Here is a 25239-nt window from a genome sequence, read left to right as displayed (position 1 = left end):
GAGACGGCTCTGTGACATCCAGGGGACGTTGGGCGTAGCGCCTCCAACAGAGGCCGTACAAAGAGGTTTTTGCGAATGGCGACACAGAAGATCCGCATCCGGCTGAAGGCCTACGACTCCAAGCTCCTGGATCAGAGCGCTGGGGAGATCGTTGAGACGGCGCGGCGCACGGGCGCCAAGGTTGCCGGTCCGATCCCCCTGCCCACGCGCATCAACAAGTTCACCGTGCTGCGTTCGCCGCACGTGGACAAGAAGAGCCGCGAGCAGTTCGAGATCCGCACCCACAAGCGCTTGCTCGACATCCTCGAGCCGACCCAGCAGACGCTGGACGCGCTCATGAAGCTGGATCTCTCGGCCGGCGTTGACGTGGAGATCAAGTCCTGAGGGACGGGGTAGCGCCCGACCGGGTTCACTCCATTCCCCAGAGGAAATAGCCATGGCAAAGTTCGACGTAGTCGATCTCGATATGAAGAAGGTGTCGGAGCTCGAGCTCTCCGACGAGGTTTTCGGCGCCGAGCCGAACGCGCACCTCTTTTATGAGGTCGCGAAGATGCAGCAGGTGAACCGTCGCCGCGGTACGGTGGCGGTGAAGAACACCTCGCTCGTGAGCGGTGGCGGCAAGAAGCCCTGGAAGCAGAAGGGTACCGGCCGCGCCCGTCAGGGTTCCATCCGCGCCTCCCACTGGGTGGGTGGTGGCAAGGCGATGGGTCCCAAGCCTCGGGACTACTTCTACCGGCCGCCCAAGAAGGTCCGCCGGGGTGCGCTCAAGGCGGTCCTGTCGCTGCGCGCTCGCGAGAAGACCCTGATCATCCTGGACGGCTTCAAGCTGGATGCTCCGAAGAGCAAGCAGGCGTTCGATGCCCTGACCAAGCGGCTGAAGCTGGCCGGCGCGTTGGTCATCGACGCCAAGGACAACATCAACCTGCACCGCAGCGTGCGCAACCTGGCGAAGTTTGACGTGCTGCCGCCCGAGGGTCTCAACCTCGAGTCCGTCCTGCGCCACAAGCACCTGGTGGTCACTTCTGCGGCCATCAAGACCATCGAGGGGGCGCTCTCGTGAACGCCAATGACGTCATCAAGGGGCCGCTCATCACTGAGAAGTTGGATCAGGCCCGCGAGAAGTTCCGCCAGTACTCGTTCATCGTCGACAAGAAGGCCACCAAGTACGACGTGGCCAACGCTGTCGAGAAGCTGTTCAAGGTGAGCGTCGAGGGCGTGCGCACCAACATCGTTCGCGGCAAGACCAAGCGCGTGGGGCGCTCGATCGGCAAGCGGCCGAACTTCAAGAAGGCGGTCGTCACCCTCAAGGAGGGGGACAAGATCGAGCTCTTCGAGGGAGGCGCGGTCTAGCGCACTGCGCTGACTGACGTAGAGGACCACTATGGGCATCAAGAAGTATAAGCCGACCTCCGCCGCCCGCCGCCTCATGACGGTGTCCGACTTCGCGGACATCACCAAGGGCACGCCGGAGAAGAAGCTCACCGAGTCTCTGTCCAAGTCCGGTGGCCGCAACGCTCACGGTCACATCACCCGGCGTCACCAGGGTGGTGGTCACAAGCGTCGCTACCGCATCATCGACTTCAAGCGTCGTGACAAGGACGGCGTGCCGGCCAAGGTCGCGGCGGTGGAGTACGATCCGAACCGCTCCGCCAACATCGCCCTCCTGCACTACGCGGATGGCGAGAAGCGCTACATCATCGCCCCCGTTGACATCAAGGTCGGCGACACGGTGATGGCGGGCGAGAACGCGGACATCCGTCCGGGCAACAGCCTGCCGCTCATCAACATCCCGGTGGGTACGATCATCCACAACGTGGAGCTCAAGCCCGGTCGCGGTGCGCAGATCATCCGCTCGGCGGGTTCCTCCGGCCAGCTGATGGCGAAGGAGGGTCGCTACGCCCAGGTGCGTCTGCCCTCCGGCGCGGTGCGCATGGTGCTCATCGAGTGCCGCGCCACCGTGGGCCAGGTCGGTAACCTGGAGCACGAGATCATCCGCATCGGCAAGGCGGGCCGCAGCCGCTGGCTGGGCATTCGTCCCACCGTCCGCGGTCTGGCGATGAACCCGGTCGACCACCCGCACGGTGGTGGTGAGGGCAAGTCCGGCCAGGGTAATCCGCACCCCGTGTCTCCGTGGGGCCAGAAGACCAAGGGTCTGAGCACGCGCACGAACAAGCGCACTGACAAGTTCATCGTGAGCGTCCGCCGTCCGGGCGCGCGCAGCCAGTAGTCGAGGGTTCAAGCAATGGCGCGTTCGATTAAGAAGGGTCCGTTCGTCGATGGTTACCTCGTCAAGAAGGTCGAGGACATGATCAAGACGAACAAGAAGAGTGTCGTGAAGACGTGGTCCCGCCGTTCGACCATCCTTCCGGAGTTCGTGGGTCACACCTTCGCGGTGCACAACGGCCGCAAGTTCATCCCCGTCTTCGTGACCGAGAACATGGTGGGCCACAAGCTCGGCGAGTTCGCCCCGACGCGTACGTTCGGCGGTCACTCGGCGGAGAAGAAGGTCGCCAAGGGCAAGTAGTCGGCCCCGCTGACAGGCGGCGTCCGCCAGAGGAGATGACATGGAGTCGAAGGCACATCTGAGGTTTCTGAGCATGTCGCCGCGGAAGGTTTCCACGGTGGCGGCGCTTATCCGGGGCAAGTCGGTCGGACAGGCCCTGAACATCCTGCGCTTCACCAGCCGCGCCGCGGCACTCCCGGTGGCCAAGCTCATCAAGAGCGCCGTGGCCAACGCGACCGACCTGTCCAAGGGGCAGGTCGATGTGGACAAGCTCGTCGTGAAGACGATCTCGGTGGATCAGGGTCCGACCCAGCGCCGCTACATGCCGCGCGCCATGGGCCGGGCCTCGCGCATCAACAAGAAGACCAGCCACATTCACGTGGTCCTGGCCGAGGCGGCCAAGTAGTAGGCCGCCCGCCTGGCGCACCACGCAACCGATTGAAGGAGACGCACGTTGGGCCAGAAAGTCCATCCCATTGGGTTCCGCCTCGGGGTCATCAAGACCTGGGACTCCAAGTGGTTCGAGCACAAGAACTACGCGCAGTGGCTGCATGAAGACATCCGCATCCGCGAGTTCGTGAAGAAGTCGCTCAACCACGCGGGTGTCTCCAAGGTGGAGATCGAGCGCGCGGCGAACAAGGTGAAGGTCAACGTGCACACCGCGCGTCCCGGCATCGTCATCGGCAAGCGCGGCGCGGGCATTGAGACGGTGAAGAAGGACCTCCAGCAGTTCACGAAGAACGAGGTCTTCCTCAACATCGTCGAGGTTCGCAAGGCCGAGACCGACGCGCAGCTGGTGGCCGAGAACATCGCCACCCAGCTCGAGCGCCGGATCGCCTTCCGCCGCGCCATGAAGAAGGCGCTGCAGACCGCGATGAAGTTCGGCGCGAAGGGTATCCGCGTGTCCTGCTCCGGCCGCCTCGGTGGCGCGGAAATGGCTCGCTACGAGTGGTACCGCGAGGGCCGCGTGCCCCTGCACACCCTCCGCTCGGACATCGACTACGGTTTCGCCGAGGCGAAGACGACCTACGGCAAGATCGGCTGCAAGGTGTGGATCTGCCGCGGCGACATCCTTCCCACCAAGGGTGGCCAGGGCGCCGCGCCGGCCTCCACCCGCTAACCTCTCCGGGAGCCGCTCCCCCAAGGAGCGGCTCCGTTGGGATTGAAGGATACCGACGATGCTTCAGCCTGCTCGTACGAAGTTCCGCAAGATGCACAAGGGCCGCATGCCGGGCCTGGCTCATCGTGGCAGCGATCTCACCTACGGTGAGTACGGCCTCATGTCCCTGCAGCCGGGGTGGCTCACCTCGCGGCAGATCGAGGCGGCCCGTATCGCGATGACGCGCCACATCAAGCGTGGTGGCAAGATCTGGATCCGCGTGTTCCCGGACAAGCCCATCACCAAGAAGCCCGCCGAGACCCGCATGGGTACCGGTAAGGGTGGCGTGGAGTACTACGTCGCGGTGGTCAAGCCCGGTCGCATCCTCTACGAGATGGAGGGTACGACGCCCGAGGTGGCCAACGCCGCGTTGAAGCTGGCCCAGGCCAAGCTGCCGGTGCTGACGAAGATCGTCACCCGCAGCGAGCTGGCGCTCTAGTTCCGCCGCGGGCGGCTCTTTGATATGAGAGTCGCCCGCTGGCTCTGAGGAGATTTGAAATGGCGACTGCGAAAGAACTCAAGGATCTCTCGGCGGACGACCTGAAGCGGCGCGCGGCGGAGTTGCGCGACACGCTGTTCCAGGACCAGCTGAAGCGGGCAACCGGCTCGCTGGACAACCCGTCCGAGCGGACCCAGCACAAGCGCGATCTGGCGCGCATCCTGACCGTCCTGGGTGAGAAGGCCCGGACGGAGAAGAAGGCTTAGGAGCTTTTCTCATGGCTGAAGCGACTCAATCCACTCCCGCCACGACCCCCTCCCGCGGCCGTCCCAAGACCCGCGTGGGCATCGTGACCTCCAACAAGATGCAGAAGACGGTGGTGGTCACCGTCTCGCGCCGCTCGGCTCACCCCAAGTACGGGAAGATCCTGAACGCGCGGGAGAAGTACAAGGCGCACGTCGAGGATCACGACTACCCGGCGAAGATCACCATCAACGAGGGTGACCGCGTGCGCATCGCCGAGACCCGTCCCGCTTCGAAGGACAAGCGCTGGCGCGTGGTCGAGGTGTTGGAGAAGACCAAGAACGTCTGAGCCGTCCGAGCCCGCGCAGCCACCTGGCGCGCGGGGACCGTGGCTCGAGCCGCGCGGAGCCCGTCCGAAACGGATGGGCCTGCAGCAAGCTGAGAGAGGGAATTCCAGATGATTCAGATGACGAGCGTGCTCGACGTGGCCGACAACTCGGGCGCCAAGAAGGTGTTCTGCATCAAGGTGCTGGGTGGTTCCAAGCGCAAGTACGCGTCCATCGGCGATGTGATCGTCGTGTCGATCCGCGAGGCGCTGCCCAACTCCAAGGTGAAGAAGGGTGACGTGGCCAAGGCGGTGATCGTGCGCACGGCGCGCGAAGTGGGTCGCCCCGACGGCAGCTACATCAAGTTCGATGGCAACTCCGCCGTCCTCATCAACAAGGACATGGAGCCCATCGGGACGCGCATCTTCGGGCCGGTGGCCCGCGAGCTCCGCGCCCGCAAGTTCATGAAGATCATCTCGCTCGCTCCCGAGGTCCTCTAGTAGGGCATCAGGCGGTCCGCGAGGAGGGAGAGGAACCATGGAGAAGCTCAAGGTTGGAGACACCGTGCAGGTCATCGCCGGCGCAGAGCGCTCGGAGAAGACCGAGGCGACCAAGCGCGGCAAGATCCTGAAGATCGACCGCGAGGCCGAGCGCGTGACCGTCGAGGGTCTGCGCGTCGTCAAGCGGCACCTGCGCAAGACGCAGCAGCAGCCCGAGGGTGGCATCGTCGAGAAGCCCGGTACGATCCACATCTCGGACGTGCAGCTGGTCTGCGCCAAGTGCGGCAAGCCGACCCGGGTCGGCATCCGGCTGGACGGGGACAAGAAGAAGCGGTTCTGCAAGCGCAAGGATTGCAACGGCCTGATTGACTAGGGTCGGCGGTTCAGGCATGTATGCGCGCCCTTCGCCCTGCCCGGGTGAGGGGAGAGCAGACAAGCATGCGTCACCGGGGCTCCGAAGGACCCGTAGGGCTCCGGTGTTTTCACTTTTCACGAACGACTGATCGGCGCGCGGGGTCTAGAGCGGCGCTCCGAAGCAGGGGACAAGACGATGGCCGAAGAGAAGAAGGACGCGGCGAAGAAGGAAAAGAGGGGCCGCAAGAAGGACGAAGTCAAGAAGGCTGGATTCGCGGCGAACATCGAGGAAGGTCTCGAGGCCAAGCCGGCGCGGCTCAAGCTGCGCTTCCGTAAGGAAGGCGTGTCCGCCCTCATGAAGGAGCTGGGGCTCAAGAACCCCATGCAGGTTCCGCGTCTCGAGAAGATCGTCGTCAACATGGGCCTCGGCGAGGCGCTCGCCAACGCCAAGATCCTCGAGTCCGCCGTGGACCAGCTCGGCGCCATCACCGGCCAGAAGCCCGTGGTGACCCGCGCTCGCAAGTCGATCGCGAACTTCAAGCTGCGCCAGGGCCAGGCCATCGGTGCCGCGGTCACGCTGCGCGGCGACCGGATGTACGAGTTCCTCGACCGCCTCATCACGGTGGCGCTGCCCCGCGTTCGCGACTTCAAGGGCGTGTCGCCCAAGGCGTTCGACGGCAAGGGCAACTACACCCTGGGCGTGCGCGAGCAGATCATCTTCCCGGAAATCAACTACGACCAGATCGAGAAGGTGAAGGGGCTGAACATCAGCTTCGTCACCACTGCGGAAAACGACGAGCAGGGGCTGGCGCTGATGCGTCACTTCGGTATGCCGTTCCGCCAGTAACGAGGATCCGCACCCATGGCCAAGCTCTCGAAGATCGCTCAGGCGAAGCGCAAGCCGAAGTTCGCCGTCCGCGCCTACAACCGCTGCCCTCTGTGCGGCCGTCCGCGCGCGTTCCTGCGGAAGTTCAACATGTGCCGCATCTGCTTCCGCAACCGCGCCCTGCGCGGTGAGGTCACCGGCGTCACCAAGTCGTCCTGGTAGTATCGGACGCGGGTCCCCGGGCTCCCGTTGGAGTCGGGGACCTCGTTGTGAGTTCATGCTGTGCAACCGTGGCGAACCCCTGGGATGGGCCCAGCAGGCGCGGCGGTTGCGAACGCGAGGTCGGCCTGGCCGCCTCGCCAGGAAGGTAGCCATTCATGTCGGTCGTCAACGATCCCATCGGCGACATGCTGACCCGTCTGCGCAACGGTTCGCGTGCGCGGCACGACAAGGTCGTCATGCCCCACTCGAACCTCAAGCTCGAGATCATCAAGGTCCTCAAGTCCGAGGGCTTCATCGGGGACTTCACGGTCCACGAGCGCGCGCCGCAGAACGAGATCTCCGTGCAGCTCAAGTACGGTCCGGATCGCGCTCCGGCCATCACGGGCATCCGCCGCATCTCCAAGCCCGGCCTGCGCCGTTACGTCAACGTGCGTGAAATCCCCCAGGTTCTCGGGGGACTCGGCATCTCGATCCTGTCCACCTCCAAGGGCGTCCTGGTGGATTCCGAGGCTCGCAAGCAGAAGGTCGGCGGCGAGCTGCTCTGCACCGTCTACTAGCCAGCGGTCCGGGTGCCGCGGCTTCGGCCGCGACCTGGTCCTGCACGAGGGAATCATGAGTCGGATTGGAAAGCTTCCGGTCAAGCTGGCGGACAAGACGAAGGCCACTGTGGTGGGCCGCCAGGTCAGTTTTGAAGGCCCCAAGGGCAAGATGGTCGTTCAGCTTCCCGCCAAGGGCGTGAAGGTGACGATCGCGGGCAACGAGGTTCGGGTGGAGCGCGAGGATGAGTCGCGCGAGTCCCGCAGCCTGCACGGCCTGACCCGTACGCTTCTGGCCAATGCGGCCAAGGGCGTGTCCACGGGGTTCGAGCGCCGTCTGGACATCCGCGGCGTCGGTTTCCGCGCCGAGGTCAAGGGCAAGGCGATCAACTTCGCGCTGGGTTACTCCCACCCGGTGGTGTTCAACCTTCCCGAGGGCGTGACGGCCGAGGTCGACAAGACCGCCCGCACCGAGGACGGTCTGCCCACGCTGGGTCTGACGTTGCGTTCCGCGGACAAGGAAGTCCTTGGCGCGGCCGCCGTCAACATTCGCGCGCTGCGCCCGCCCGAGCCGTACAAGGGCAAGGGCATCAAGTACGCGACCGAGAAGATCCGCCGGAAGGAAGGCAAGACCGGTACCGCCTAGTCGTAGTGAACACCCAACCGCATGGCCCCAAAGAGGGCCATGCGATCATCCGGGGGCGGAACTCCCCATCGCCGCCGGACGGAGAAGGAATCAGCCATGTCGAACAAGGTCGATCCGCGCATCAAGAGGAAGAACCGCATCCGCAAGAAGCTCTCGGGTACCACCGAGCGCCCGCGGCTCACGGTCTACAAGAGCCTCAAGCACATCTACGCCCAGGTGGTGGACGACACCACGGGTCGTACCCTGGCCTACGCCTCCTCGCTGTCCAAGGATCTCAAGGGCAAGGACGAGGGCGACAAGAAGGCCGACGCCAAGCGCGTGGGATCGCTGATCGCGGAGAAGTGCAAGGCGGCCAATGTCGAGGCGGTGGTGTTCGACCGCAACGGCTTCCCGTACCATGGTCGGATCGCCGCCGTGGCCGATGCCGCGCGCGAGGCCGGGCTGAAGTTCTAAGACACCTTTCGAAGAAGGAAGTTCCCAAGTGGCAACTCCGATCAATCCGAACGATCTCGACCTCACCGACCGCGTGGTGAACATCAACCGCGTGGCCAAGGTGGTGAAGGGTGGCCGGCGGTTCTCGTTCGCCGCCCTCGTGGTGGTGGGTGACGGCTCCGGTCATGTTGGCGTGGGCCTGGGCAAGGCCAACGAAGTTCCCGAGGCCATCCGCAAGGGTGGTGAGAACGCCAAGAAGAACCTGTTCCGCGTTCCGCTGCAGGGTCACACCATTCCTCACGAGGTGCTCGGGCACTTCGGCGCGGGCTGGGTGCTGCTCAAGCCGGCGGGTGAGGGTACGGGCGTCATCGCCGGTGGCGCGGTGCGTGCGGTCCTCGAGGCGGCGGGCATCCGCAACATCCTGACCAAGAGCCAGGGCTCGCGGAACCCCCACAACGTGCTCAAGGCCACGGTGGCCGGGCTGAAGAATCTGCGCTCCCCCGAGCAGGTGTCCCGCCTGCGCGGCAAGGACGTGGGTCCCACGAAGTCCGAAGAGGCGAGGGGCTAATCATGGCGCTGAAGGTCAAGCTGACGAAGAGCTCCGCGGGTTCTTCCGTGGACCAGCTCGCGACCATCGCGAGCCTCGGGCTGAAGAAGTTCGGCTCCGAGCGAATCCTTCAGGACACGCCCACGGTGCGTGGTCTGGTGAACAAGGTCCGTCACCTGGTGACGGCCGAGACGGTGCAGGGTGATGCCCCCAAGGTCACCCGTCGCAAGCCTCGGAAGATCCGGGCCCGGGACGCCGCGCGCGCCCGCGAGGCCCAGGCCGCCAAGGCCTAGGTAAGAGGACTCAGACAATGTCGACGACGCTCAACAATCTGAAGCGGCCCGAGGGCTCCTGGCACCGGAAGAAGCGGGTGGGCCGTGGACAGGGCAGCGGCCTGGGCAAGACGGCCGGTCGCGGTGGCAAGGGCCAGAAGGCTCGTTCCGGCAACATGCGGTTCGAGGGCTTCGAGGGCGGTCAGAGCCCTCTGCAGCGCCGCCTGCCGAAGTTCGGTTTCAACTCGCCCAACCGGACCATCTACGCGGTGGTGAACCTGTCGGACCTCGAGGGCTTCGACGCCGGCACCACGGTGGACGTGGAGAGCCTGGAGAAGAAGGGCCTCGTGAAGGGCCGCTACGACGGCGTGAAGGTGCTCGGCAGCGGTTCGCTCACCAAGAAGCTGACGCTGCGGGTCCACAAGCTGTCGGCTTCGGCTCGCGAGGCCATCGAGAAGGTCGGCGGTTCCGCCGAGGAGCTGCCGCTGGTGGCTCACAAGCCCGAGTCCGCCGCGAAGGCGCACGCGGGCAAGGGCGTGAAGCAGGCCCGGAAGTGAAGGTAGGGCGGGCCACACTCTCAGTGGTGTCCGCCTTGCCAACGGTGTAGGATTTCGCGCCCCTCTCCGAATGCGGATTGGGGCGCTGTTGTTCTCGCCTAAACCTTTTTAGGGGATGGATCCCACGTGGCTCTGAACGCCTTCGCCAACGTCTTCCGCATCGCGGAGTTGCGTAGCCGGCTCATCTATACGCTGATGCTGCTCGCGGTGTACCGCATCGGCATCTTCATCAACACGCCTGGGGTGGACCGGGCGGCGATGAACGCGTTCATGGACGCCCAGCGCCAGTCGGGCGGCCTGTTCTCGCTCTTCAACCTCTTTTCCGGCGGCGCCCTGAACCAGATGTCCATCTTTGGTCTGGGCATCATGCCGTACGTGTCCGCCTCCATCATCATCCAGCTGCTGGCCGTCGTGGTGCCCAGCCTGGAGCGACTGCAGAAGGAAGGTGCGGGCGGTCGTCAGAAGATCAACCAGTACACGCGCTACGGCACCATCCTGCTGTCGACGGTCCAGGGCATCGGCATCTCGCGCTGGTTGGCGTCCTTGGGTCGCTCCGACGCGGGTCAGAACGGCTTCAACCAGGTGGTCGTGCCCAACGACAACGCCTGGTTCACCTTCATGACCGTCATCAGCCTCACGGCGGGCACCGCCTTCATCATGTGGCTGGGTGAGCGGATCACCGAGCGCGGCATCGGCAATGGCATCTCGCTCATCATCTTCGCGGGCATCGTGGCGGGCCTGCTGCCGAGCGGCAAGACGCTGCTGGACCTGGTTCAGCAGGAAGTGGTGAGCATGGCCGCGGTGATCGCCCTGCTCGCCTTCATGGTGGCCGTGGTCGCCGTGGTGGTCTACGTCGAGCGAGGCATGCGCCGGATTCCGGTGCAGTACGCCAAGCGCATGGCGGGTCGCCGGATGTTCGCCGGCCAGGCCACGTACTTCCCGATGAAGGTCAACACCGCCGGTGTGATTCCCCCCATCTTCGCGGGCGCGCTGCTGTCGTTCCCCGCCACCCTGGGCACCTGGTTCCCGGTCCTGCAGGGAGTGCAGCGCAGCATCGAGGCCAGCCCCTGGGTGTACAACGGCCTCTTCGTGCTGCTGATCGTCTTCTTCTCCTTCTTCTACACGGCGCTGACCTTCCGGCCGGACGACGTGGCGGACAACATCAAGAAGCAGGGCGGCTACATCCCGGGCATCCGCCCGGGTCGTCAGACGGCGGATTTCATCGAGGGCGTGCTCAACCGCATCACCTTCGGTGGAGCGCTCTACCTGGCGGCCATCTGCGTGATCCCCTCCATCGTCACCAACCTGTTGGGCGTGCGCTTCACCTTCGGTGGCACCGCGCTGCTCATCGTCGTGGGCGTGGCGTTGGATACCGTCCAGCAGATCGAAGGCCATCTGATCAGCCGCAACTACGAGGGATTCGCGGGCCCCCGGGGTCCCCGTATTCGCGGCCGGGTTCGCGTAGCGGCCTAGTTCCTGGCTGCCGCTTCGCGGGCGCTCCTCCCCCTCACCCCGGGAGGGGCGCCTCGTCGTTCCGGGGTGTACGAGTCGCGGGCGGATGCAGCCATGGCGCACTTCCGCGCTCCTTCCTGACGCGCTGAGAGAGAACACATGAACCTCATCCTGTTGGGCCCGCCTAACGCCGGGAAGGGGACCCAGGCGAAGAAGTTGTACGCGGATTTCGCGATTCCCCAGATCTCCACGGGGGACATCCTCCGCAAGGCGGTGCGTGAAGGCACCGAGTTGGGCAAGCAGGCCGGGCCGTTGATGGCCGCGGGGGCCTTCGTGCCGGACGAGCTCGTCATTGGAATCGTCGAGGAGCGTCTCAAGGAGGCCGATTGCGCCAAGGGCTTCATCCTGGACGGCTTCCCGCGCACCACGCCGCAGGCCGATGCCCTCGATCGCATGCTGGCCAAGCTGGGCAAGGGTCTGAACGCGGTGGTGTCGTTCGAGGTGCCGCACGAGACGCTCGTCGAGCGCGGTTCGGGTCGGCGCTCATGCCCGTCCTGTGGCTCCGTCTACCACGTGACGCAGAACCCCCCGCGGCGGGCGGGCCTGTGCGACAAGGATGACTCGCCCATCGTCCAGCGCGAGGACGACACCGCCGAGGTGATCGAGCGGCGGCTCAAGAAATACGATACGGAGACCGCGCCCTTGAAGCAGTTCTACGCCCAGAAGGGCCTGCTCAAGAGCATCGACGGCGTGGGTTCCCCGGAAGGCATCTACGAGGAGCTCAAGAAGGCCCTCGGAAGGGCCTGAGCGCCTCGCCCAGCCCCGGAACCGCATGAGCCAGGTCGAGATCAAGAGCAAGGACGAGATCGTCCTCATGCGGGAGGCGGGGCGCATCGTCAGCGAGATCCTGGACGCGCTCGAGCAAGCCGTCGCACCCGGGGTCACCACTTGGGACCTCGATGCGCTCGCGGAGAAGCTGATCTACGAGAAGGGTGCCCGGCCGGCCTTCAAGGGCTACCACGGCTTTCCCGCCTGCCTGTGCGCCTCCGTGAACCACGAGGTCGTCCACGGCATCCCCTCGAGGAAGCGCACGCTTCAGGAGGGGGACCTGATGAAGCTCGACTTCGGGGTGGTGTACCGGGGGTTTTTCGGGGACTCGGCCCGCACCGTGCCCGTGGGCAAGGTGACCGCCGAGGCCCAGGCACTGATCGACGCCACGCGGGAGTCCCTGAACAAGGGGATCCAGGCCATGGTCGCGGGCAACCGGATTGGTGACATCGGCCACGCGGTGCAGGGGTATGTGGAAGCCCGGGGGTTTTCAGTGGTACGGGATTTCACTGGGCATGGAATCGGCCGTCGGTTGCACGAGAAGCCCGAGGTTCCCAACTACGGGCAATCCGGCAGTGGGATGAAGCTTCGTCCAGGAATGGTCCTCGCGGTGGAGCCCATGGTGAACCAGGGCACGTATGAGGTCGCCCTCCTGGACGATGACTGGACAGCCGTTACCCTCGACAACAAGCTTTCCGCTCACTTCGAGCACACCGTGCTCATCACGGAGGGAGCGCCCGAGATCCTTACCCGGCGTCGGTCGGGGTAGGAGAGTAGAATACGAGGAAGTGCCCGGCTGTTGGACGGGTTTGGTGGTTTTCCAGCGCGAGGATGCTTGCCACTTCTGGACCAAAGTGTTATCCCGCCGCGCTTTCCGAGTTCAGGTGGTCCAGAGGGTTATCTGATTGCCGAAGGATGATTCCATCGAAGTCGAGGGGACGGTCATGGAGCCCCTCCCGAACGCGATGTTCCGCGTGGTGCTGGACAATGGCCACAAGGTGCTCGCGCACATCTCGGGGAAGATGCGGATGCACTTCATCCGTATCCTCCCGGGCGACAAGGTGAAGGTGGAGCTGTCCCCGTACGATTTGACCCGGGGCCGGATTACCTACCGAGCGAAGTAGCAAGGGCCTGGTTCCGCTCAGTGGCGGCCAGGCCTTCAGGGCTTTTTTCTTCTAAAACGAAGGAAGGGAAGTACCGCCATGAAGGTTCGGGCGTCCGTCAAGAAGATCTGCGACAAGTGCAAGGTTGTCCGTCGCAAGGGTATCGTGCGCATCATCTGCGCCTCCAACCCCCGGCACAAGCAGCGCCAGGGCTAGAGTCCCTCCGGGACTCTGAGCTCCAGACCAACTCCATTCAGAAGGAACGACGAAGATGGCTCGTATCGCCGGCATCGATCTCCCGCCCAACAAGCGCGCGGTGATCTCGTTGCAGTACATCTACGGGATCGGCAACAAGACCGCTCATGACATCATCGAGGGGGCGGGCATCGATCTCGCCACTCGCACCAAGGATCTCACCGAGGAGCAGACGCGGAAGATCCGTGAGCTCATCGAGGCGAACTACAAGGTCGAGGGTGACCTGCGCCGCGAAGTGACGATGAACATCAAGCGCCTGATGGACCTGGGGTGCTACCGTGGCCTGCGTCACCGCAAGGGTCTGCCGGTGCGCGGTCAGCGGACGCACACCAACGCGCGTACCCGCAAGGGTCCCAAGCGTGGCATCGTGCGCGCCAAGCCGGCGACGGCCGCTCGCTAGTTCTTTCACCTGCGCCGGCTCCGTGAGGGGCCGGTGTCGATCACCTACTTCCAGGAGCAACGAGTTCCATGGCTGAAGAGACCAACGCGCCGGCGGCCGCCACGGCCCCCGCGGCGGGCGGCGAGGCCGCCGCGCGCAAGAAGAACAAGAAGGGCAAGAAGAACATCCTCAACGGCGTGGTCCACATCCAGTCCACGTTCAACAACACCATCATCACGATCACGGACGTGTCCGGGAACGTGATCTCCTGGTCCTCCGCTGGCGCCCGCGGCTTCCGCGGCAGCCGCAAGTCGACGCCGTTCGCCGCCCAGGTGGCCGCCGGTGACGCCGCGGCCAAGGCCATGGAGCACGGCCTGAAGAACGTGACGGTGCTGGTGAAGGGGCCTGGCGCCGGCCGTGAGTCGGCCCTGCGCGCGCTCGCCGCCGCCGGCCTGAAGATCGCGCTCATCCGCGATGTGACGCCCATCCCGCACAACGGCTGCCGTCAGCCCAAGCGCCGCCGCGTCTAGTTCCATTCCGGGCCGCTTCCCGTCCGGGGAGCGGCCCTAGACCATCTTTCGACACGGAGAAGCATCGTGGCCCGTTATACCGCCTCCTCCTGCCGCATCTGCCGGCGTGAGAACCTGAAGATGTACCTGAAGGGTGACCGCTGCTACACGGACAAGTGTGCCATCGAGCGGCGTCCCTATCCCCCCGGCCAGCACGGCCAGGGTCGCGTGAAGTTCTCTGGCTACGGCGTGCAGCTGCGCGAGAAGCAGAAGGTCAAGCGCATGTACGGCCTGCTCGAGAGCCAGTTCCGCGGCTACTACCACCGCGCCTCGGCCGCCAAGGGCAAGACGGGTGAGAACCTCCTGCAGCAGCTGGAGCTCCGCCTGGACAACGTGGTGTTCCGCATGGGCTTCGCGGACACGCGCAACGAGGCGCGTCAGCTGGTGCGCCACGGCCACTTCACCGTGAACGGCAAGCGGGTGAACATCCCGTCCTTCGCGGTCAAGCCCGGCACCACCGTGGAGGTGGCCGAGAAGAGCCGCAAGATGCTGCGCATCGCGGAGGCCCTGGAGACCGTGGACCGCCGTGGCGTGCCGCAGTGGATCGACCTGGACAAGAAGTCCTTCAAGGCGACGGTGAAGAGCCCGCCCAACCGCGAGGACCTCACCATGCCGATCCAGGAGCAGCTCATCGTCGAGCTCTACTCGAAGTAATCCCCCCGGCCTGCCTGGCCTCCAGGCGAGCCGAGGATGCTTCCGCACACGCCCTGGCCTCACCGCCGGGGCGTCGTGCTTCTGCCGGTGCCTTGTTCCCCCAGGGCCCGGCCGTTATTCAGACAACCCCCCTCGTGCCCATCCTCCCGCCTTTCCGGCGGGGACGTCGGTGGTGCGGCACGCCCCGAGGAGCAGAAGCACATGGCTGACACTTTCATCGCGAAGAACTGGCGGGACCTCATCAAGCCGCGTCGGCTCGAGGTCGATCAGGACTCGCTGACCCCCACCTACGGCAAGTTCGTGGCCGAGCCCCTGGAGCGGGGCTTTGGCACCACGCTGGGCAACTCGCTGCGCCGGGTGCTGCTCTCCAGCTTGCAGGGTGGCGCGGTCACCACGGTGAAGATCGAGAACGTGGACCACGAGTTCCAGACCATCCCCGAGGTGGCCGAGGACGTGACGGACGTCGTGTTGAACCTGAAGGAGGTCCTCCTCCGGATGCACACGAACGAGACCAAGACCCTGCGCATCGAGGCGGAGGGGCCCAAGGAGGTCAAGGCCGGTGACATCATCGCCGACCAGGACGTGGAGATCCTCAACCCGGGTCACCACATCTGCACCATCTCCGAGGGTGGCAAGGTCCGCATGGAGCTCACCTGCCGCCGCGGCCGGGGCTACGTGCCCGCCTCCGCCAACAAGGTGGTCGGCTCGCCCATCGGCACCATCCCGATCGACTCGCTCTTCTCGCCCATCCGCAAGGTGAACTACCAAGTCACCAACGCGCGCGTCGGTCAGGTCACCGACTACGACAAGCTCACCCTCGAGGTGTGGACGGATGGTTCCGTCACGCCCCAGGACGCGGTCGCCTACGCGGCGAAGATCGTCAAGGAGCAGCTCACGGTCTTCGTGAACTTCGACGAGACCGAGGAGCCGGTCGCCGTCGAGGCGCCCAAGGAGGAGGCCAAGCTCAACGAGAACCTCTTCCGCTCGGTGGACGAGCTGGAGCTGTCGGTGCGCTCGGCCAACTGCCTGCAGCAGGCCAACATCAAGACCATCGGCGACCTCGTGCAGCGCACCGAGGCCGAGATGCTCAAGACCAAGAACTTCGGCCGCAAGTCCTTGAAGGAGATCAAGGAGATCCTCGCGGAGATGGGCCTGTCGCTCGGCATGAAGCTGGAGAACTGGCCGCCGAAGACGCCTCCGGCGGCGCCTCCGCCGTCTCCGGCCGCCGCGGCGGCTCCCAAGGCCTAGCGTTTCGTGCTTTAACCCGCGCGTCCGGGGCGGCATGGCCGCATGCCCTGGACGCACGGGGGACCCTCACCGGTCCCACACATCGATGGTGGAGCCCGTGCCGGTTTCCATCCTTCCCACCCGGTACCTCATACGGCCGGAGTGGTGGGCTCCCACGCGGGCCCGGAGTCAGCACCCATGCGTCACAAGGTCGGACAGAGGAAGCTCCACCGCACCACGAGCCACCGGCTCGCGATGCTCCACAACATGGTCACCTCGCTGCTCGAGCACGAGGCCATCCGCACCACGCTGCCCAAGGCCAAGGAGGCCCGGGCCCTGGCCGAGCGCATCATCACCCTCGGCAAGCGCGGTGGGTTGTCCAACGTGCGCCTCGCGGAGCGGACGGTTCGCAACCGCGCCATCCTCCAGAAGGTGTTCAGCGAGTACAAGACGCGCTACGCCACCCGTCCGGGCGGCTACACGCGCATCGTGCGTCTGGGCTTCCGTCGCGGTGACGGTGCCGAGATGGCCCTGCTGGAGCTGGTGGATCGTCCCGCCAAGGCCGCCCCGGCCGAGGCTCAGGACACCGGTGCCGCCGAGGCCCCGGAGACCAAGACGGAGTAGTCGGCCGTCTCAGTCGATGTCGTTCACGCGAGCGTCCTTCCCTCCGGGGAAGGGCGCTTTCGTGTTTCTGGAGGCCCCCTGGCGCACCGGGAAGGCGCCCCGGCGCGCCGGACCCGCGCCTCAGTGCTGCTCGTCCACCGTCAGGTTCTTGTTGTTCTCCATCAGGGTGGCCCGGCCGTCCGCCGTGCGCATCTCCACCCCGTGGATGACGATGTCACTGGGCGCGACCTGTCCCTGCGCGCCCAGCAACTGCTTGGGCGTGATGGTGACGTCCTTGCCCGGCTCCACGCGCGCCACCGAGGCCCGCCACTCCTGGCCCCGGAAGTCCTTGACGACGATGGTGACGTCGACCCAGGGCTCCTTGCTCTTGTTGACGAACATCAGCGCGGAGCGGCCCGCGGGGACGAGCTTCGCCCCGAACTCGCCCGTCTCCTTCACGCCGCGCGAGCACGTCACCCCCACCGTGGCGATGGTCAACAGCAACCAGCCGCCCACGATGAAGGCCTTGTACTTGAAGAAGCGGTCCTGCTGCCGGAAGTCCTGGACCATCTCCTTGGCGATGGCCAGGGCGTTGAGCGCGGCATTGGCGGACTCGTCCTGCAGCCGCTTGCCCACCGCGCCCGGCGGCAGGGCCTTGGGCGGGGGCGCGGCTCGCGCGGCGGACATCACCCGCGGGTTCGTCGTGGACGACGCGCGGGGCGGGTTCGTGGACGACGGCGGCGGCTGCGGGTGGTTGGCACCATCACTCATCAGGTCCCCAGTGTAGAGGTCCGGGGCCCGCCCTGGCTAGGCTTCACGGGCTCTTGAGTTGCTGCAGCGCCCGCGAGGCCACCGCGTTCTCCGGCTGGGCCTCCAGCACCTTGCGCAGCCACCCCTCCGCCTTGCGCGCCGCCTCCCGCCGCGTCTCCGGCCGAGACGCCTGGCGCGCCTGCTCCGTGAAGAGGATGCCCAGGCGCAAGGTGAACTCGATGTTCTCCGGATCCTTGTCCACCACGTGCAGCAACTCGCGCTCGGCGCCCGCCCAGTCGCCCTCCAACTGGAGGACCAGGGCCCGCTTGCCCCGCGGCGGCACGGCGTCCGGCTGCAGGAAGGTGAGGATGCGAAAGGCCTCGTCCGCGGCCCTCAGGTCCTTGCGCTCCAGGTGCAAATCCCCCAGCCGGAACCACGCCAGGTCCAGCAGCGGGTTGAGCGCCACCGCCTTCTCCAGGTAGGGCCGCGCCGCCTCCGGACGCTGACGCGTCAGGTACAGCTCCCCCAGGTAGAAGTGGTTCTTGCCGTCCGTGGGCGCCAGCTCGATGGCCCGCTTGAACTCCTCCACCGCCCGGCCCGCGTCATCCACCCGCTGCCAGGCCAGGCCCGTCAGCGCGTGCACCACCGCCAGGTCCGGGTAGTCCTGCAGAATCTCCTCGAAGGCGATGATGGCGGGGTGGGGCGCGTCCAGCTCCTGCAGGTAGCGCATGCCCTCCTCGAGCTTGGGCTCGGCCGCCTTGGGGAAGCGCGCGAACGGGTCCGCGATCTGATCCATCAGCGCGCGCGCCGTCGCCACCTCCGCCGGGCTCGGCTCCTTGCCCACCAGCACGGCCAGCTCCGCCACCGCGCCCGCTGAATCTCCGGTGCGCGCGAGCGCCTTGGCCAGCGGCAGGCGCGTGCCCGCCCGCTCCGGTGCCAGCTCCACCGCCCGGCGCAGGGGACCCACCGCCGCCGCGTACTGCTCGGATTCCACCAGGGCCACGCCCAGGCGGTAGTGGAACTCGGGCTCGTCGGGCTTGAGCTCCCGCGCCCGCTCGAAGGCGGCCACCGCCGGGGCGCCCGCCTCCGAGGCCCGCGAGAAGTACGCGAGCCCGAGCATGTAGTGGTTCACCGCCCGCTCGCCCTGGGCGTTGCGGCGCTTGAGCTCGGCGATCCACGCGTCCGTGCGTCCCGCCTTCACCTGCGCCGCGGTGAGCGCGCGTGCCACCTCCAGGTCCTCCGGCGCCCGGGTGGCCTCGGCCTCCAGCAGGGGCAGGGCGCGCTCGGGCTCGTTGCGCGCGAGGTACTCGCGGGCCTGGGCCCGGGCATCCAGCGGCGCGCCCGCGGCGGTGTGCCGGCAGCCCGTGGCGAGGCCCAGGCCGAGCACGGCGGTCAGGCCCAGCCACGGCAGGCGCCGCGCGCGGGAACGAAAGGGGGTGGGGGAAGGGGCAATCACGCGGGGCTCCTCACAAGGCCTTGTGGCGACGGGACCGGGAACGGCCTTCGACCCCCGCCTCGGCGACGACGTCCTCGGCATCGCCGCCCTTGCCGCCCAGCTCCAGGCTCTGCGCGATGATGACGTCGCGCACCGCGCGGGCCAGGCCCTCGCGGTCGTTCTCGGCGAAGGTCGTGGTGTCGATGGGCTTGCCGATCTTCACGTACACGGGACCGGGAACAATGTTCCAGGAGTTCTTGGGCATCACCGTGCCCGAGCCCTCGATGGTGATGGGCACCACGGGCACGCGCGCCTTGAGCGCCAGGGCGAACGGCCCCTTCTTGAAGGGCAACACCTTGCCGTTGTCCGACCGGGTGCCCTCCGGGTAGAGGAACACGCTGGTGCCCCCGCGCACCTTGCGCGCCGCGGCATCCAGCGAGGCGATGGCCTTCTCGCGCTGACCCCGGTTGATGAAGATGTGGCCCGCCACCCACAGGTACCAGCCGATGAGCGGCACGTACTTGAGCTGGTGCTTGGCCACGAAGCGGAAGGGCACCGGCACCGCCATGAAGTGGATGGGGATGTCCAGGGTGGACTGGTGGTTGGAGACGTAGATGGTGGGCCGCTTGGGGTCCACGTTCTCCTGGCCCGTGACGATGAGCTTCGCGCCGCCCGTGGCGACCAGGATGGGCGACCACAGCCGCCGCACCACCCACAGCGTGGAGTCCGTGTTGAGGGTGAACAGCGCCGCCAACAGGGTCATGGGAAAGAACACGGCGGTGGAGATGGCGGTGACCACCATGCACAACAGGTTGCGTAGCATCCAGGCGACCTCGACTTCGTCCGAAGGGAGCACCTCCGCTCGAGCGCCGGACGGCCCTGGCCTCGTCCAGGACCGGAGCGCCTCCCACCCCGTCAAGGGGGGGAGGCATGAGCGGAGGCTGCTTCTCGTCGTATCTATCACCACCTTCCACTGGTGTGTGCTGCCCGGTGGGGGTAGAAGCGCAGGGCCTTGGCTCGAAAGAAGTTCATCGCGATCGCGGGAAACATCGGCGCGGGGAAGACGGAGCTCACGTCCTTCCTGTGCCGCAAGTACGACCTCACGCCTTTCTTCGAGCCCAACGACGAGAATCCCTACCTGGCCGATTTCTACCGGGACATGAAGACCTGGGCCTTTCGCTCCCAGCTCTTCTTCCTCACCGCCAAGTTCCGGCTCCAGCGGGACATGGAGCGCGCGCCGGGCATCGCCCTGCAGGACCGGACCCTGTACGAGGACGCGGAGATCTTCGCCAAGAACCTCCACCGCCAGCGCTTCATCGACAAGCGCGACTGGGACATGTACCGCTCGCTCTACGAGACGTTCTCGCAGACCCTGGCGCCGCCGGACCTGATGATCTACCTGCGCTGCCCGGTGCGCACGCTGCGCCAGCGCATCCGCCTGCGCGGCCGCGAGATGGAGCAGGACATCCCCCCCGCCTACCTCAAGCGGCTCAACGATCTGTACGAGGAATGGTTCACTGGCTACAAGTTGTCCCCCGTCCTGGTTCTTCCCACGGACAAGCTGGACTATGTGACCAACCTGGTGGACCGCGTGGACCTCTTCCGACAGATCGAGAAGCACCTGTGAAGGAGGTCTACCTCGTCGCCCTCGAGAGCGACGCGCCCGTGCCCGCCGAGGCCCTGGCCACGGCGTTCGAGATCGAGGAGCTGGCGTTCACCCCCCACGAGGAGGGCGCGGGCTTCATCGTGGAGGCCGAGGACGCGCGCGTGGAGGTCGTCTTCGAGTCGCGGCCCGCCCCCCGGGAGTGGACCGCGGACCTGTTCTCCGGCAGCGAGCCCGCCCTGGAGGCGCTCGGCAAGGCCCGGTCCTTCTACCGGCTCGCCTTCGACATGAGCACCCTGCAGCCCACGGTGCCCGTGTTCGCCGCGCTCGTGTGCTCCCGGGTGCTGCTCGCGCACGCGAGCGGGGTGCTCGTGGACATCACCTCGTCCAAGGTGCACGAGTCCGACGACGTGGCGGAGATCACCGAGCTGGACTTCGACATCCGCGACCACGTGAACCTGCACGCCGTGGAGGTCATCGAGGGGGAGACCCCCTTGTGGGTGCACTCGCACGGCATGGAGAAGTTCGGCGCGCGCGACCTGGAGATCTTCCACCTGGGCGAGCAGGACCTCTTGCCCGCCGAGGCCTTCCTGCACGAGCTGTGCACGGACCTGGCGTTCGGGCAGGGGCCGCCCTTGCGCACGCAGATGGGCACGAGCGAGGGCCAGGCCTTCATGCTGGTGCCCTCCGAGGAGGCGCGCAACAACCTGCTGGGCGTGCCGCTGGATGCCTTCGAGGGCCACGAGGGCCTGTTCCTCACGGTGGTGTCGCCCCAGGGCCGGCACAACACCGCGGAACTGCTGCGCCCCTTTCGCGAGCGCTTCGTGCAGGAGCCCACCGAGCGCACCGAGACGATGCACCGCGAGTCCCAGGCGCTCCTGCCCGCCTTCAAGGCGCGGCTGTTGCGCCGCGGCCTCATGGAGCCGCTCACCTTCCTGGTGCGCGCCCCCTTCGAGACCCATCCCGAGGGCCGCTCGATGACCGAGCAGCTCTGGCTGGAGGTGCTCTCCTGGGAGGACGCCACCATCGTGGGCCGGCTGGTGGACGGCGCGGTGCACACCACCGAGTGGCGCAAGGGCGCCCACGTGGAGGTGCCCGAGGCGGACGTGAATGCCCTCGCGCTCAGCCGCGAGGGCCGCACCCTCGAGGACGACGAGGTGCGCGCGCTGCTGGTGGCCGAGCGCCCCATCTAGACGTGACGGCCCCGCGCCCATGCCCTCCCTGATGATGCTCTCGGGCCCCTCGGCGGGCCTGCGTCACGAGCTCCTCGCGGAGGCGACGATTGGCCGCAGTCCCTCGTGCGAGCTGCCGCTGCCCGCGGACGACCGCATGTCGCGCCGCCACGCGCGCTTCTTCGTGCGCGACGCCCAGGTGTTCGTGGAGGACCTGGGCTCGCGCAACGGCACCGCCGTCAACGGCGAGCGCATCCAGGGCGAGGTGGCGCTGCAGCCGGGCGACCGCGTCCAGGTGGGCCAGACGACGGTGCTCCTGGCGCCCGAGGGCCCCGCGGTGCGCGTGGGCACGCCCCGCGCCGGCACGCGCCAGCTGCCCATCCAGGAGGTGCTGCCCCACGTGGGCATGGAGGCCGCGCTGTACTCGGCCGGCGCCGCGCTCCTGGGCGCCACGAGCGAGGCGCGCGTGCTGCGCTACCTGGCCGAGCAGGCGCTGCTCGCGCTCCACGCCGACGCGGCCGCGGCGCTCCTGGGCAGCGTCAAGGGCCTGCTCACCGCCGCGGTGGTGGGCGCGCCCGCCGTGGAAGTCCCCCGCGACATGGCCAACGCCGCCCTGGAGCGCGCCGAGCAGGGGCGCTCGGACACCGTGCTGTGCTCGCCCCTGGTCGCCAGCGGAGGGCCTCCTTTCGGGCTGCTCTACGTGGAGCGCGCCCAGGGCCCCTTCTCCGAGGCGGAGGGCCAGCTCGCCATCATGCTCGGCCGGCTCGGCGGCGAGGCCTACGCCGCGGTGCGCTCGTTCTCCGGGCCGCAGCCCGAGCGCGTGGAGCTGGTGGGCACCTCGCGGCCCTTCCGCAAGCTCGTGGAGCAGGCCCGCCGCGCCGCCGCGAGCGAGGCCCCCGCCGTCTTCGTGGGCGAGCCCGGCACCGGCAAGGCCCTGTGCGCCCAGTACGTCCACACCCGCTCGTCCCGGGCGCTCGGGCCCTTCGTGCGCGTGGACTGCCGGGACGAGGCGCTGCTCGAGGACGCGCTCTTCGGCCGCACGAGCCGCCCCGGCGAGCCCCCGCTCCCCTCCGCCCTGCTGCGCGCCGACGGCGGCTCGCTGCTCCTGGTGCATGTGGAGCGGCTGCCCCGGGCCCTGGCGGAGCGGCTCGCCCGGCTGCTGTCGCGCAAGCGGGCCCCGGGGCGGGAAGGGGGCGAGGAGCCCGTGGACGTGCGGCTGCTGGCCACCGCGAGCGAGTCCCCCCGGGTGCTCGGCTCGCGCGGGGAGCTGGAGGACGCGCTGGCCTCGCGCCTGGCCGGCCTGGAGCTGGAGTTGCCCCCGCTGCGCGCACGCCGCGCCGACATCCCCCCGCTCTTCGAGCGTTTCGCGCTCCGGGGCGCGCACGCCGCCCGGGGCCCGCCGCCCGTGCTGTCCCCCGAGGCCCGCGCGCTGCTGCTGGAGTACCCCTGGCCCCACAACGCGCGGGAGCTGGAGCTGCTGGCGGAGCGGCTCGGTCGGCTGCACCCGGGCGTCTCGCTCGCCCCGTCGCTGCTGCCCCCCGAGTTCCATGGCGCGGGGAGCGCGGCCGAGTCGCTCTCCCTCCAGGAGCGCGTGGCCCGCCTGGAGCGCGACACCATCGCCGAGGCGCTGCGCACCGCGCGCGGACGGAAGATCGTCGCCGCCCGGCTCCTGGGCATCAGCCGCCCCACGCTCGACAAGAAGATCGAGGACTACGGCCTCACCGTGGAGCGCCGGCGCGGCTAGCGCTTGCGGCTCACGAGCACCCCGGCGAGCACGAGCCCCGCGCCCACCACCTGCCAGGCCCCCGGACGCTCGCCGCGCACGAGCCACGCGGTGAGTGCCGCCACCACGGGCGTGCCGCTGCTGTAGAGCGCCGTGCGGCTGCTGCCCACCACCTGCACGCTCCGGCTCCAGATGAAGTAGGCGAGCACCAGGGGCCCCAGCGCCGAGTACACCAGGCCCGCCCAGGCGCCCGGACTCGGCTGGGCCAAGGACATGGCCCGTATCGAGGGCAGGCCGAGCAGCACCACGCCGGGCGCGCCCACGAGCATGGAGAGCGCGGTGATGCGCAGCGCGGACATCTCCTGCCCGAGCCAGCGCAGGCCCACGGTGTAGAGCGCCCAGCACACCGAGCAGGCGAGGATGAGCGCGTCGCCCAGGCGCGTGGAGGCGTCCAGGCCCGGCCCCCGGGCGAGCACGATGAGCACCACGCCGGGCACCGCGAGCACGAGCCCCAGCACGACGGGCCGCCGCAGCCGGTCCACCCCCAGCGCGGCGCCGAACAGGGCCGTGAGCACGGGCGTGCCCGAGGTGAGCAGCGCGCTGTTGGCCGCGGTGGTGTGGGCCAGGCCCACGACGAAGCAGTACTGGTAGAGCGTGTGGCCCACGAGGCTGAGCCCCACGACCTTGAACCAGACGGCGCGCGACAGGGGCTTCCAGCCCTCGAGCGCGACGAGCACCCCGGCCATGGCCACCGCCGCCAGGGCGAAGCGCAGGGCCATGAAGGCCTCGGCCGGCAGCGAGGCCAGCGACTCCTTGACCACCGTGAAGTTGGTTCCCCAGATGAGGACGGCCAGCATCAGGGCCAGGTCCTGCGAGGAGAAGGCGCGCGGGGTAGGGGCGGGGGAGCGGACGGGGTCCAAGGCGGACGGCGGCATAGCGCCTCGTGCCAGACGTTGGCAATCACCCCGCGCGAGCACTCCGCGCCGTCCTGGCGTATATGCGCCCCATGAACTTGCGTTTCTCCGAAGAGGTCCGGCGCGCCCGGGAGCAGGGCACGCCGCTGGTGGCACAGGAGACGAGCGTGGTGGCGCAGGGCCTGCCCTACCCCCACAACCTCACGGCGGCGCGGGCCTGCGAGGAGGCCGTGCGCCGCGCTGGCGCCGTGCCCGCGCCCATCGCCGTGGTGGACGGCGAGGTGTGGGTGGGACTGGAGGAGGCCCAGATGCGTCGGCTCGCCGAGGGCAAGGAGCGGCTGCTCAAGCTCGCCTCGCGCGACCTGCCCGTGGCCATCGCCCAGAAGGCCACCGGCGGCACCACCGTGAGCGCCACGTGCGAGGTGGCCGCCGCCGCCGGCATCCGCGTCTTCGCCACCGGGGGCATCGGCGGCGTGCACCGCGGCGTCTCCGAGCACCTCGACATCTCCCAGGACATCTGGGCGCTGCAGCGCTTCCCCGTGGCGGTGGTGTGCGCGGGGGCCAAGTCGGTGCTGGACCTGCCCAAGACGCTCGAGGCGCTGGAGACCGCCGCCGTGCTCGTGCTCGGCGTGGGCACCGACGAATTGCCGTCCTTCTACAGCCGCGGCTCGGGGCTGCCCCTGGAGCACCGCGTGGAGGATGCCGCCGGGGGCGCCGCCGTGCTCCGGGCCCGCTTCGACACGCTGGGGCAGGGCGGGGTGCTCTTCACCGTGCCGCCGCCCGAGGAGACGAGCCTGCCGCGCGCCGAGGTGGAGCTGCACATCGCCTCCGCCATGGCCGAGGCCGACCGCCAGGGCATCCGGGGCAAGGCGGTGACGCCCTTCCTGCTCACGCAGCTGGCCCAGCGCACGAGCGGCAAGAGCCTGCGCGCCAACCTCGCGCTGCTCGAGAACAACGCCCGCTTCGCCGGCCAGCTCGCCGTGGCCTACGCCCGGGGCGAGGCGCGCTGA

Annotated in this window: 38 protein-coding genes; 34 read left to right on the top strand and 4 right to left on the bottom strand. The window is 67.8% G+C overall.

The annotated features are described in order from the left end of the window. Nucleotides 1–75 precede the first annotated feature (75 nt). The 30 genes from rpsJ (at nucleotide 76) to rplQ (ending at nucleotide 16653) form a co-directional block, all read left to right on the top strand. A complete protein-coding gene (gene rpsJ / locus I3V78_RS26335; protein ID WP_002625389.1) occupies nucleotides 76–384 on the top strand; it encodes a 30S ribosomal protein S10 in 309 nt (102 codons plus the stop codon). Nucleotides 385–436: 52 nt separating this feature from the next. Continuing rightward, entirely contained in the window at nucleotides 437–1060 is a 624-nt protein-coding gene (gene rplD, locus I3V78_RS26330) for a 50S ribosomal protein L4 (protein WP_204491196.1), read from the top strand. After that, nucleotides 1057–1350, top strand: coding sequence for a 50S ribosomal protein L23 (locus I3V78_RS26325; RefSeq protein WP_095981174.1), 294 nt, complete (start codon nucleotides 1057–1059; stop codon nucleotides 1348–1350). Before rplD ends, I3V78_RS26325 begins: the two co-directional genes overlap by 4 nt. A gap of 31 nt (nucleotides 1351–1381) precedes the next feature. Beyond that, nucleotides 1382–2227 (top strand): 50S ribosomal protein L2, encoded by an 846-nt coding sequence (rplB, locus tag I3V78_RS26320; RefSeq protein WP_204491194.1) that lies wholly within the window; start codon nucleotides 1382–1384, stop codon nucleotides 2225–2227. Between the two features lie 15 nt (nucleotides 2228–2242). After that, the gene (gene rpsS / locus I3V78_RS26315) at nucleotides 2243–2524 is read left to right on the top strand and encodes a 30S ribosomal protein S19 (RefSeq protein ID WP_002625385.1); all 282 of its coding nucleotides are present in this window, start codon (nucleotides 2243–2245) and stop codon (nucleotides 2522–2524) included. 40 nt (nucleotides 2525–2564) lie between these two features. Further along, the gene (gene rplV, locus I3V78_RS26310) at nucleotides 2565–2909 is read left to right on the top strand and encodes a 50S ribosomal protein L22 (protein ID WP_204491192.1); all 345 of its coding nucleotides are present in this window, start codon (nucleotides 2565–2567) and stop codon (nucleotides 2907–2909) included. Between the two features lie 48 nt (nucleotides 2910–2957). Then, on the top strand, nucleotides 2958–3623 hold the full coding sequence (gene rpsC, locus I3V78_RS26305; protein WP_095981177.1) for a 30S ribosomal protein S3: 666 nt from the start codon (nucleotides 2958–2960) through the stop codon (nucleotides 3621–3623). A 58-nt stretch (nucleotides 3624–3681) separates the two neighbouring features. Beyond that, the gene (gene rplP / locus I3V78_RS26300) at nucleotides 3682–4101 is read left to right on the top strand and encodes a 50S ribosomal protein L16 (RefSeq protein WP_204491190.1); all 420 of its coding nucleotides are present in this window, start codon (nucleotides 3682–3684) and stop codon (nucleotides 4099–4101) included. A gap of 59 nt (nucleotides 4102–4160) precedes the next feature. Beyond that, nucleotides 4161–4367: a 50S ribosomal protein L29 gene (gene rpmC, locus I3V78_RS26295; protein WP_204491188.1), complete on the top strand. Its 207-nt coding sequence runs from the start codon at nucleotides 4161–4163 to the stop codon at nucleotides 4365–4367. Nucleotides 4368–4378: 11 nt separating this feature from the next. Beyond that, on the top strand, nucleotides 4379–4693 hold the full coding sequence (rpsQ, locus tag I3V78_RS26290; RefSeq protein WP_204491185.1) for a 30S ribosomal protein S17: 315 nt from the start codon (nucleotides 4379–4381) through the stop codon (nucleotides 4691–4693). Nucleotides 4694–4801: 108 nt separating this feature from the next. Continuing rightward, nucleotides 4802–5170 carry a 50S ribosomal protein L14 gene (gene rplN, locus I3V78_RS26285; RefSeq protein WP_002625379.1) on the top strand — a complete coding sequence of 123 codons (369 nt, stop codon included), beginning with the start codon at nucleotides 4802–4804 and terminating at the stop codon, nucleotides 5168–5170. Between the two features lie 37 nt (nucleotides 5171–5207). Then, nucleotides 5208–5543 (top strand): 50S ribosomal protein L24, encoded by a 336-nt coding sequence (rplX, locus tag I3V78_RS26280; protein ID WP_204491182.1) that lies wholly within the window; start codon nucleotides 5208–5210, stop codon nucleotides 5541–5543. Nucleotides 5544–5720: 177 nt separating this feature from the next. Beyond that, nucleotides 5721–6371: a 50S ribosomal protein L5 gene (gene rplE / locus I3V78_RS26275; RefSeq protein ID WP_204491181.1), complete on the top strand. Its 651-nt coding sequence runs from the start codon at nucleotides 5721–5723 to the stop codon at nucleotides 6369–6371. A 15-nt stretch (nucleotides 6372–6386) separates the two neighbouring features. Beyond that, the gene (locus I3V78_RS26270; protein ID WP_204491180.1) at nucleotides 6387–6572 is read left to right on the top strand and encodes a type Z 30S ribosomal protein S14; all 186 of its coding nucleotides are present in this window, start codon (nucleotides 6387–6389) and stop codon (nucleotides 6570–6572) included. Nucleotides 6573–6727: 155 nt separating this feature from the next. Next, the gene (gene rpsH, locus I3V78_RS26265; protein ID WP_204491179.1) at nucleotides 6728–7129 is read left to right on the top strand and encodes a 30S ribosomal protein S8; all 402 of its coding nucleotides are present in this window, start codon (nucleotides 6728–6730) and stop codon (nucleotides 7127–7129) included. A gap of 55 nt (nucleotides 7130–7184) precedes the next feature. After that, nucleotides 7185–7754, top strand: coding sequence for a 50S ribosomal protein L6 (rplF, locus tag I3V78_RS26260; protein ID WP_204491178.1), 570 nt, complete (start codon nucleotides 7185–7187; stop codon nucleotides 7752–7754). Nucleotides 7755–7850: 96 nt separating this feature from the next. Continuing rightward, nucleotides 7851–8207, top strand: a complete 357-nt coding sequence (rplR, locus tag I3V78_RS26255; RefSeq protein ID WP_204491177.1) for a 50S ribosomal protein L18 — start codon at nucleotides 7851–7853, stop codon at nucleotides 8205–8207. A gap of 28 nt (nucleotides 8208–8235) precedes the next feature. Then, nucleotides 8236–8754, top strand: coding sequence for a 30S ribosomal protein S5 (gene rpsE, locus I3V78_RS26250; RefSeq protein WP_095981188.1), 519 nt, complete (start codon nucleotides 8236–8238; stop codon nucleotides 8752–8754). Between the two features lie 2 nt (nucleotides 8755–8756). Next, complete coding sequence (gene rpmD / locus I3V78_RS26245; RefSeq protein WP_204491176.1) at nucleotides 8757–9026, top strand: 50S ribosomal protein L30; 270 nt, start codon at nucleotides 8757–8759, stop codon at nucleotides 9024–9026. 17 nt (nucleotides 9027–9043) lie between these two features. Continuing rightward, nucleotides 9044–9562: a 50S ribosomal protein L15 gene (gene rplO / locus I3V78_RS26240; RefSeq protein ID WP_204491175.1), complete on the top strand. Its 519-nt coding sequence runs from the start codon at nucleotides 9044–9046 to the stop codon at nucleotides 9560–9562. Nucleotides 9563–9688: 126 nt separating this feature from the next. Continuing rightward, nucleotides 9689–11035, top strand: a complete 1347-nt coding sequence (gene secY / locus I3V78_RS26235) for a preprotein translocase subunit SecY (RefSeq protein ID WP_204491174.1) — start codon at nucleotides 9689–9691, stop codon at nucleotides 11033–11035. 138 nt (nucleotides 11036–11173) lie between these two features. Next, nucleotides 11174–11821: an adenylate kinase gene (locus I3V78_RS26230; protein WP_204491173.1), complete on the top strand. Its 648-nt coding sequence runs from the start codon at nucleotides 11174–11176 to the stop codon at nucleotides 11819–11821. A gap of 25 nt (nucleotides 11822–11846) precedes the next feature. Next, nucleotides 11847–12611 carry a type I methionyl aminopeptidase gene (gene map, locus I3V78_RS26225; protein ID WP_204491172.1) on the top strand — a complete coding sequence of 255 codons (765 nt, stop codon included), beginning with the start codon at nucleotides 11847–11849 and terminating at the stop codon, nucleotides 12609–12611. A 136-nt stretch (nucleotides 12612–12747) separates the two neighbouring features. Then, nucleotides 12748–12966: a translation initiation factor IF-1 gene (gene infA / locus I3V78_RS26220; protein ID WP_002614803.1), complete on the top strand. Its 219-nt coding sequence runs from the start codon at nucleotides 12748–12750 to the stop codon at nucleotides 12964–12966. Between the two features lie 78 nt (nucleotides 12967–13044). Next, nucleotides 13045–13161 carry a 50S ribosomal protein L36 gene (gene rpmJ / locus I3V78_RS26215; RefSeq protein ID WP_043321360.1) on the top strand — a complete coding sequence of 39 codons (117 nt, stop codon included), beginning with the start codon at nucleotides 13045–13047 and terminating at the stop codon, nucleotides 13159–13161. Nucleotides 13162–13216: 55 nt separating this feature from the next. Next, on the top strand, nucleotides 13217–13600 hold the full coding sequence (gene rpsM / locus I3V78_RS26210) for a 30S ribosomal protein S13 (protein WP_095981194.1): 384 nt from the start codon (nucleotides 13217–13219) through the stop codon (nucleotides 13598–13600). Between the two features lie 68 nt (nucleotides 13601–13668). Then, entirely contained in the window at nucleotides 13669–14109 is a 441-nt protein-coding gene (rpsK, locus tag I3V78_RS26205; protein WP_204491171.1) for a 30S ribosomal protein S11, read from the top strand. A 66-nt stretch (nucleotides 14110–14175) separates the two neighbouring features. Beyond that, the gene (gene rpsD, locus I3V78_RS26200) at nucleotides 14176–14802 is read left to right on the top strand and encodes a 30S ribosomal protein S4 (RefSeq protein ID WP_095981196.1); all 627 of its coding nucleotides are present in this window, start codon (nucleotides 14176–14178) and stop codon (nucleotides 14800–14802) included. Nucleotides 14803–15003: 201 nt separating this feature from the next. Then, entirely contained in the window at nucleotides 15004–16050 is a 1047-nt protein-coding gene (locus I3V78_RS26195) for a DNA-directed RNA polymerase subunit alpha (RefSeq protein ID WP_204491170.1), read from the top strand. Nucleotides 16051–16227: 177 nt separating this feature from the next. After that, nucleotides 16228–16653: a 50S ribosomal protein L17 gene (gene rplQ / locus I3V78_RS26190; protein ID WP_204491169.1), complete on the top strand. Its 426-nt coding sequence runs from the start codon at nucleotides 16228–16230 to the stop codon at nucleotides 16651–16653. 120 nt (nucleotides 16654–16773) lie between these two features. Here rplQ and I3V78_RS26185 read toward each other — a convergent pair whose 3' ends face one another. Genes I3V78_RS26185 through I3V78_RS26175 form a run of 3 tightly spaced genes read right to left on the bottom strand, consistent with a single transcriptional unit; the run spans nucleotide 16774 to nucleotide 19640 of the window. After that, a complete protein-coding gene (locus tag I3V78_RS26185) occupies nucleotides 16774–17403 on the bottom strand; it encodes a hypothetical protein (RefSeq protein ID WP_204491168.1) in 630 nt (209 codons plus the stop codon). 43 nt (nucleotides 17404–17446) lie between these two features. Next, nucleotides 17447–18838, bottom strand: coding sequence for a tetratricopeptide repeat protein (locus tag I3V78_RS26180; RefSeq protein ID WP_420840430.1), 1392 nt, complete (start codon nucleotides 18836–18838; stop codon nucleotides 17447–17449). Between the two features lie 10 nt (nucleotides 18839–18848). Then, nucleotides 18849–19640 (bottom strand): lysophospholipid acyltransferase family protein, encoded by a 792-nt coding sequence (locus I3V78_RS26175; RefSeq protein WP_204491166.1) that lies wholly within the window; start codon nucleotides 19638–19640, stop codon nucleotides 18849–18851. Nucleotides 19641–19829: 189 nt separating this feature from the next. Here I3V78_RS26175 and I3V78_RS26170 point away from each other — a divergent pair, with 189 nt between their 5' ends. Genes I3V78_RS26170 through I3V78_RS26160 form a run of 3 tightly spaced genes read left to right on the top strand, consistent with a single transcriptional unit; the run spans nucleotide 19830 to nucleotide 23336 of the window. Next, nucleotides 19830–20444 (top strand): deoxynucleoside kinase, encoded by a 615-nt coding sequence (locus I3V78_RS26170; RefSeq protein WP_204491165.1) that lies wholly within the window; start codon nucleotides 19830–19832, stop codon nucleotides 20442–20444. Further along, complete coding sequence (locus I3V78_RS26165) at nucleotides 20441–21613, top strand: DUF2314 domain-containing protein (protein ID WP_204491164.1); 1173 nt, start codon at nucleotides 20441–20443, stop codon at nucleotides 21611–21613. Before I3V78_RS26170 ends, I3V78_RS26165 begins: the two co-directional genes overlap by 4 nt. 19 nt (nucleotides 21614–21632) lie before the next feature. Continuing rightward, complete coding sequence (locus I3V78_RS26160) at nucleotides 21633–23336, top strand: sigma-54-dependent Fis family transcriptional regulator (protein WP_204491163.1); 1704 nt, start codon at nucleotides 21633–21635, stop codon at nucleotides 23334–23336. On the opposite strand, the gene I3V78_RS26155 is transcribed toward I3V78_RS26160, so the two are convergent. Further along, nucleotides 23333–24172 carry a DMT family transporter gene (locus tag I3V78_RS26155; protein ID WP_204491162.1) on the bottom strand — a complete coding sequence of 280 codons (840 nt, stop codon included), beginning with the start codon at nucleotides 24170–24172 and terminating at the stop codon, nucleotides 23333–23335. The genes I3V78_RS26160 and I3V78_RS26155 overlap by 4 nt on opposite strands. Nucleotides 24173–24321: 149 nt before the next feature. Here I3V78_RS26155 and I3V78_RS26150 point away from each other — a divergent pair, with 149 nt between their 5' ends. Next, nucleotides 24322–25239, top strand: a complete 918-nt coding sequence (locus I3V78_RS26150) for a pseudouridine-5'-phosphate glycosidase (protein WP_204491161.1) — start codon at nucleotides 24322–24324, stop codon at nucleotides 25237–25239.

The organism is Archangium primigenium (assembly GCF_016904885.1).
GTDB classification, from domain to species: Bacteria; Myxococcota; Myxococcia; order Myxococcales; family Myxococcaceae; genus Cystobacter; species Cystobacter primigenius.
This window is presented reverse-complemented; position numbering and strand designations above follow the sequence as displayed.

Coding starts and splice junctions, on each gene's coding strand:
- rpsJ (WP_002625389.1), top strand. CDS start 76: ATGGCGACACAGAAGATCCGCATCCGGCTGAAGGCCTACGACTCCAAG.
- rplD (WP_204491196.1), top strand. CDS start 437: ATGGCAAAGTTCGACGTAGTCGATCTCGATATGAAGAAGGTGTCGGAG.
- rplB (WP_204491194.1), top strand. CDS start 1,382: ATGGGCATCAAGAAGTATAAGCCGACCTCCGCCGCCCGCCGCCTCATG.
- rpsS (WP_002625385.1), top strand. CDS start 2,243: ATGGCGCGTTCGATTAAGAAGGGTCCGTTCGTCGATGGTTACCTCGTC.
- rplV (WP_204491192.1), top strand. CDS start 2,565: ATGGAGTCGAAGGCACATCTGAGGTTTCTGAGCATGTCGCCGCGGAAG.
- rplP (WP_204491190.1), top strand. CDS start 3,682: ATGCTTCAGCCTGCTCGTACGAAGTTCCGCAAGATGCACAAGGGCCGC.
- rpmC (WP_204491188.1), top strand. CDS start 4,161: ATGGCGACTGCGAAAGAACTCAAGGATCTCTCGGCGGACGACCTGAAG.
- rpsQ (WP_204491185.1), top strand. CDS start 4,379: ATGGCTGAAGCGACTCAATCCACTCCCGCCACGACCCCCTCCCGCGGC.
- rplN (WP_002625379.1), top strand. CDS start 4,802: ATGATTCAGATGACGAGCGTGCTCGACGTGGCCGACAACTCGGGCGCC.
- rplX (WP_204491182.1), top strand. CDS start 5,208: ATGGAGAAGCTCAAGGTTGGAGACACCGTGCAGGTCATCGCCGGCGCA.
- rplE (WP_204491181.1), top strand. CDS start 5,721: ATGGCCGAAGAGAAGAAGGACGCGGCGAAGAAGGAAAAGAGGGGCCGC.
- I3V78_RS26270 (WP_204491180.1), top strand. CDS start 6,387: ATGGCCAAGCTCTCGAAGATCGCTCAGGCGAAGCGCAAGCCGAAGTTC.
- rpsH (WP_204491179.1), top strand. CDS start 6,728: ATGTCGGTCGTCAACGATCCCATCGGCGACATGCTGACCCGTCTGCGC.
- rplF (WP_204491178.1), top strand. CDS start 7,185: ATGAGTCGGATTGGAAAGCTTCCGGTCAAGCTGGCGGACAAGACGAAG.
- rplR (WP_204491177.1), top strand. CDS start 7,851: ATGTCGAACAAGGTCGATCCGCGCATCAAGAGGAAGAACCGCATCCGC.
- rpmD (WP_204491176.1), top strand. CDS start 8,757: ATGGCGCTGAAGGTCAAGCTGACGAAGAGCTCCGCGGGTTCTTCCGTG.
- rplO (WP_204491175.1), top strand. CDS start 9,044: ATGTCGACGACGCTCAACAATCTGAAGCGGCCCGAGGGCTCCTGGCAC.
- I3V78_RS26230 (WP_204491173.1), top strand. CDS start 11,174: ATGAACCTCATCCTGTTGGGCCCGCCTAACGCCGGGAAGGGGACCCAG.
- map (WP_204491172.1), top strand. CDS start 11,847: ATGAGCCAGGTCGAGATCAAGAGCAAGGACGAGATCGTCCTCATGCGG.
- rpmJ (WP_043321360.1), top strand. CDS start 13,045: ATGAAGGTTCGGGCGTCCGTCAAGAAGATCTGCGACAAGTGCAAGGTT.
- rpsM (WP_095981194.1), top strand. CDS start 13,217: ATGGCTCGTATCGCCGGCATCGATCTCCCGCCCAACAAGCGCGCGGTG.
- rpsK (WP_204491171.1), top strand. CDS start 13,669: ATGGCTGAAGAGACCAACGCGCCGGCGGCCGCCACGGCCCCCGCGGCG.
- I3V78_RS26195 (WP_204491170.1), top strand. CDS start 15,004: ATGGCTGACACTTTCATCGCGAAGAACTGGCGGGACCTCATCAAGCCG.
- rplQ (WP_204491169.1), top strand. CDS start 16,228: ATGCGTCACAAGGTCGGACAGAGGAAGCTCCACCGCACCACGAGCCAC.
- I3V78_RS26185 (WP_204491168.1), bottom strand. CDS start 17,403: ATGAGTGATGGTGCCAACCACCCGCAGCCGCCGCCGTCGTCCACGAAC.
- I3V78_RS26175 (WP_204491166.1), bottom strand. CDS start 19,640: ATGCTACGCAACCTGTTGTGCATGGTGGTCACCGCCATCTCCACCGCC.
- I3V78_RS26160 (WP_204491163.1), top strand. CDS start 21,633: ATGCCCTCCCTGATGATGCTCTCGGGCCCCTCGGCGGGCCTGCGTCAC.
- I3V78_RS26155 (WP_204491162.1), bottom strand. CDS start 24,172: ATGCTGGCCGTCCTCATCTGGGGAACCAACTTCACGGTGGTCAAGGAG.
- I3V78_RS26150 (WP_204491161.1), top strand. CDS start 24,322: ATGAACTTGCGTTTCTCCGAAGAGGTCCGGCGCGCCCGGGAGCAGGGC.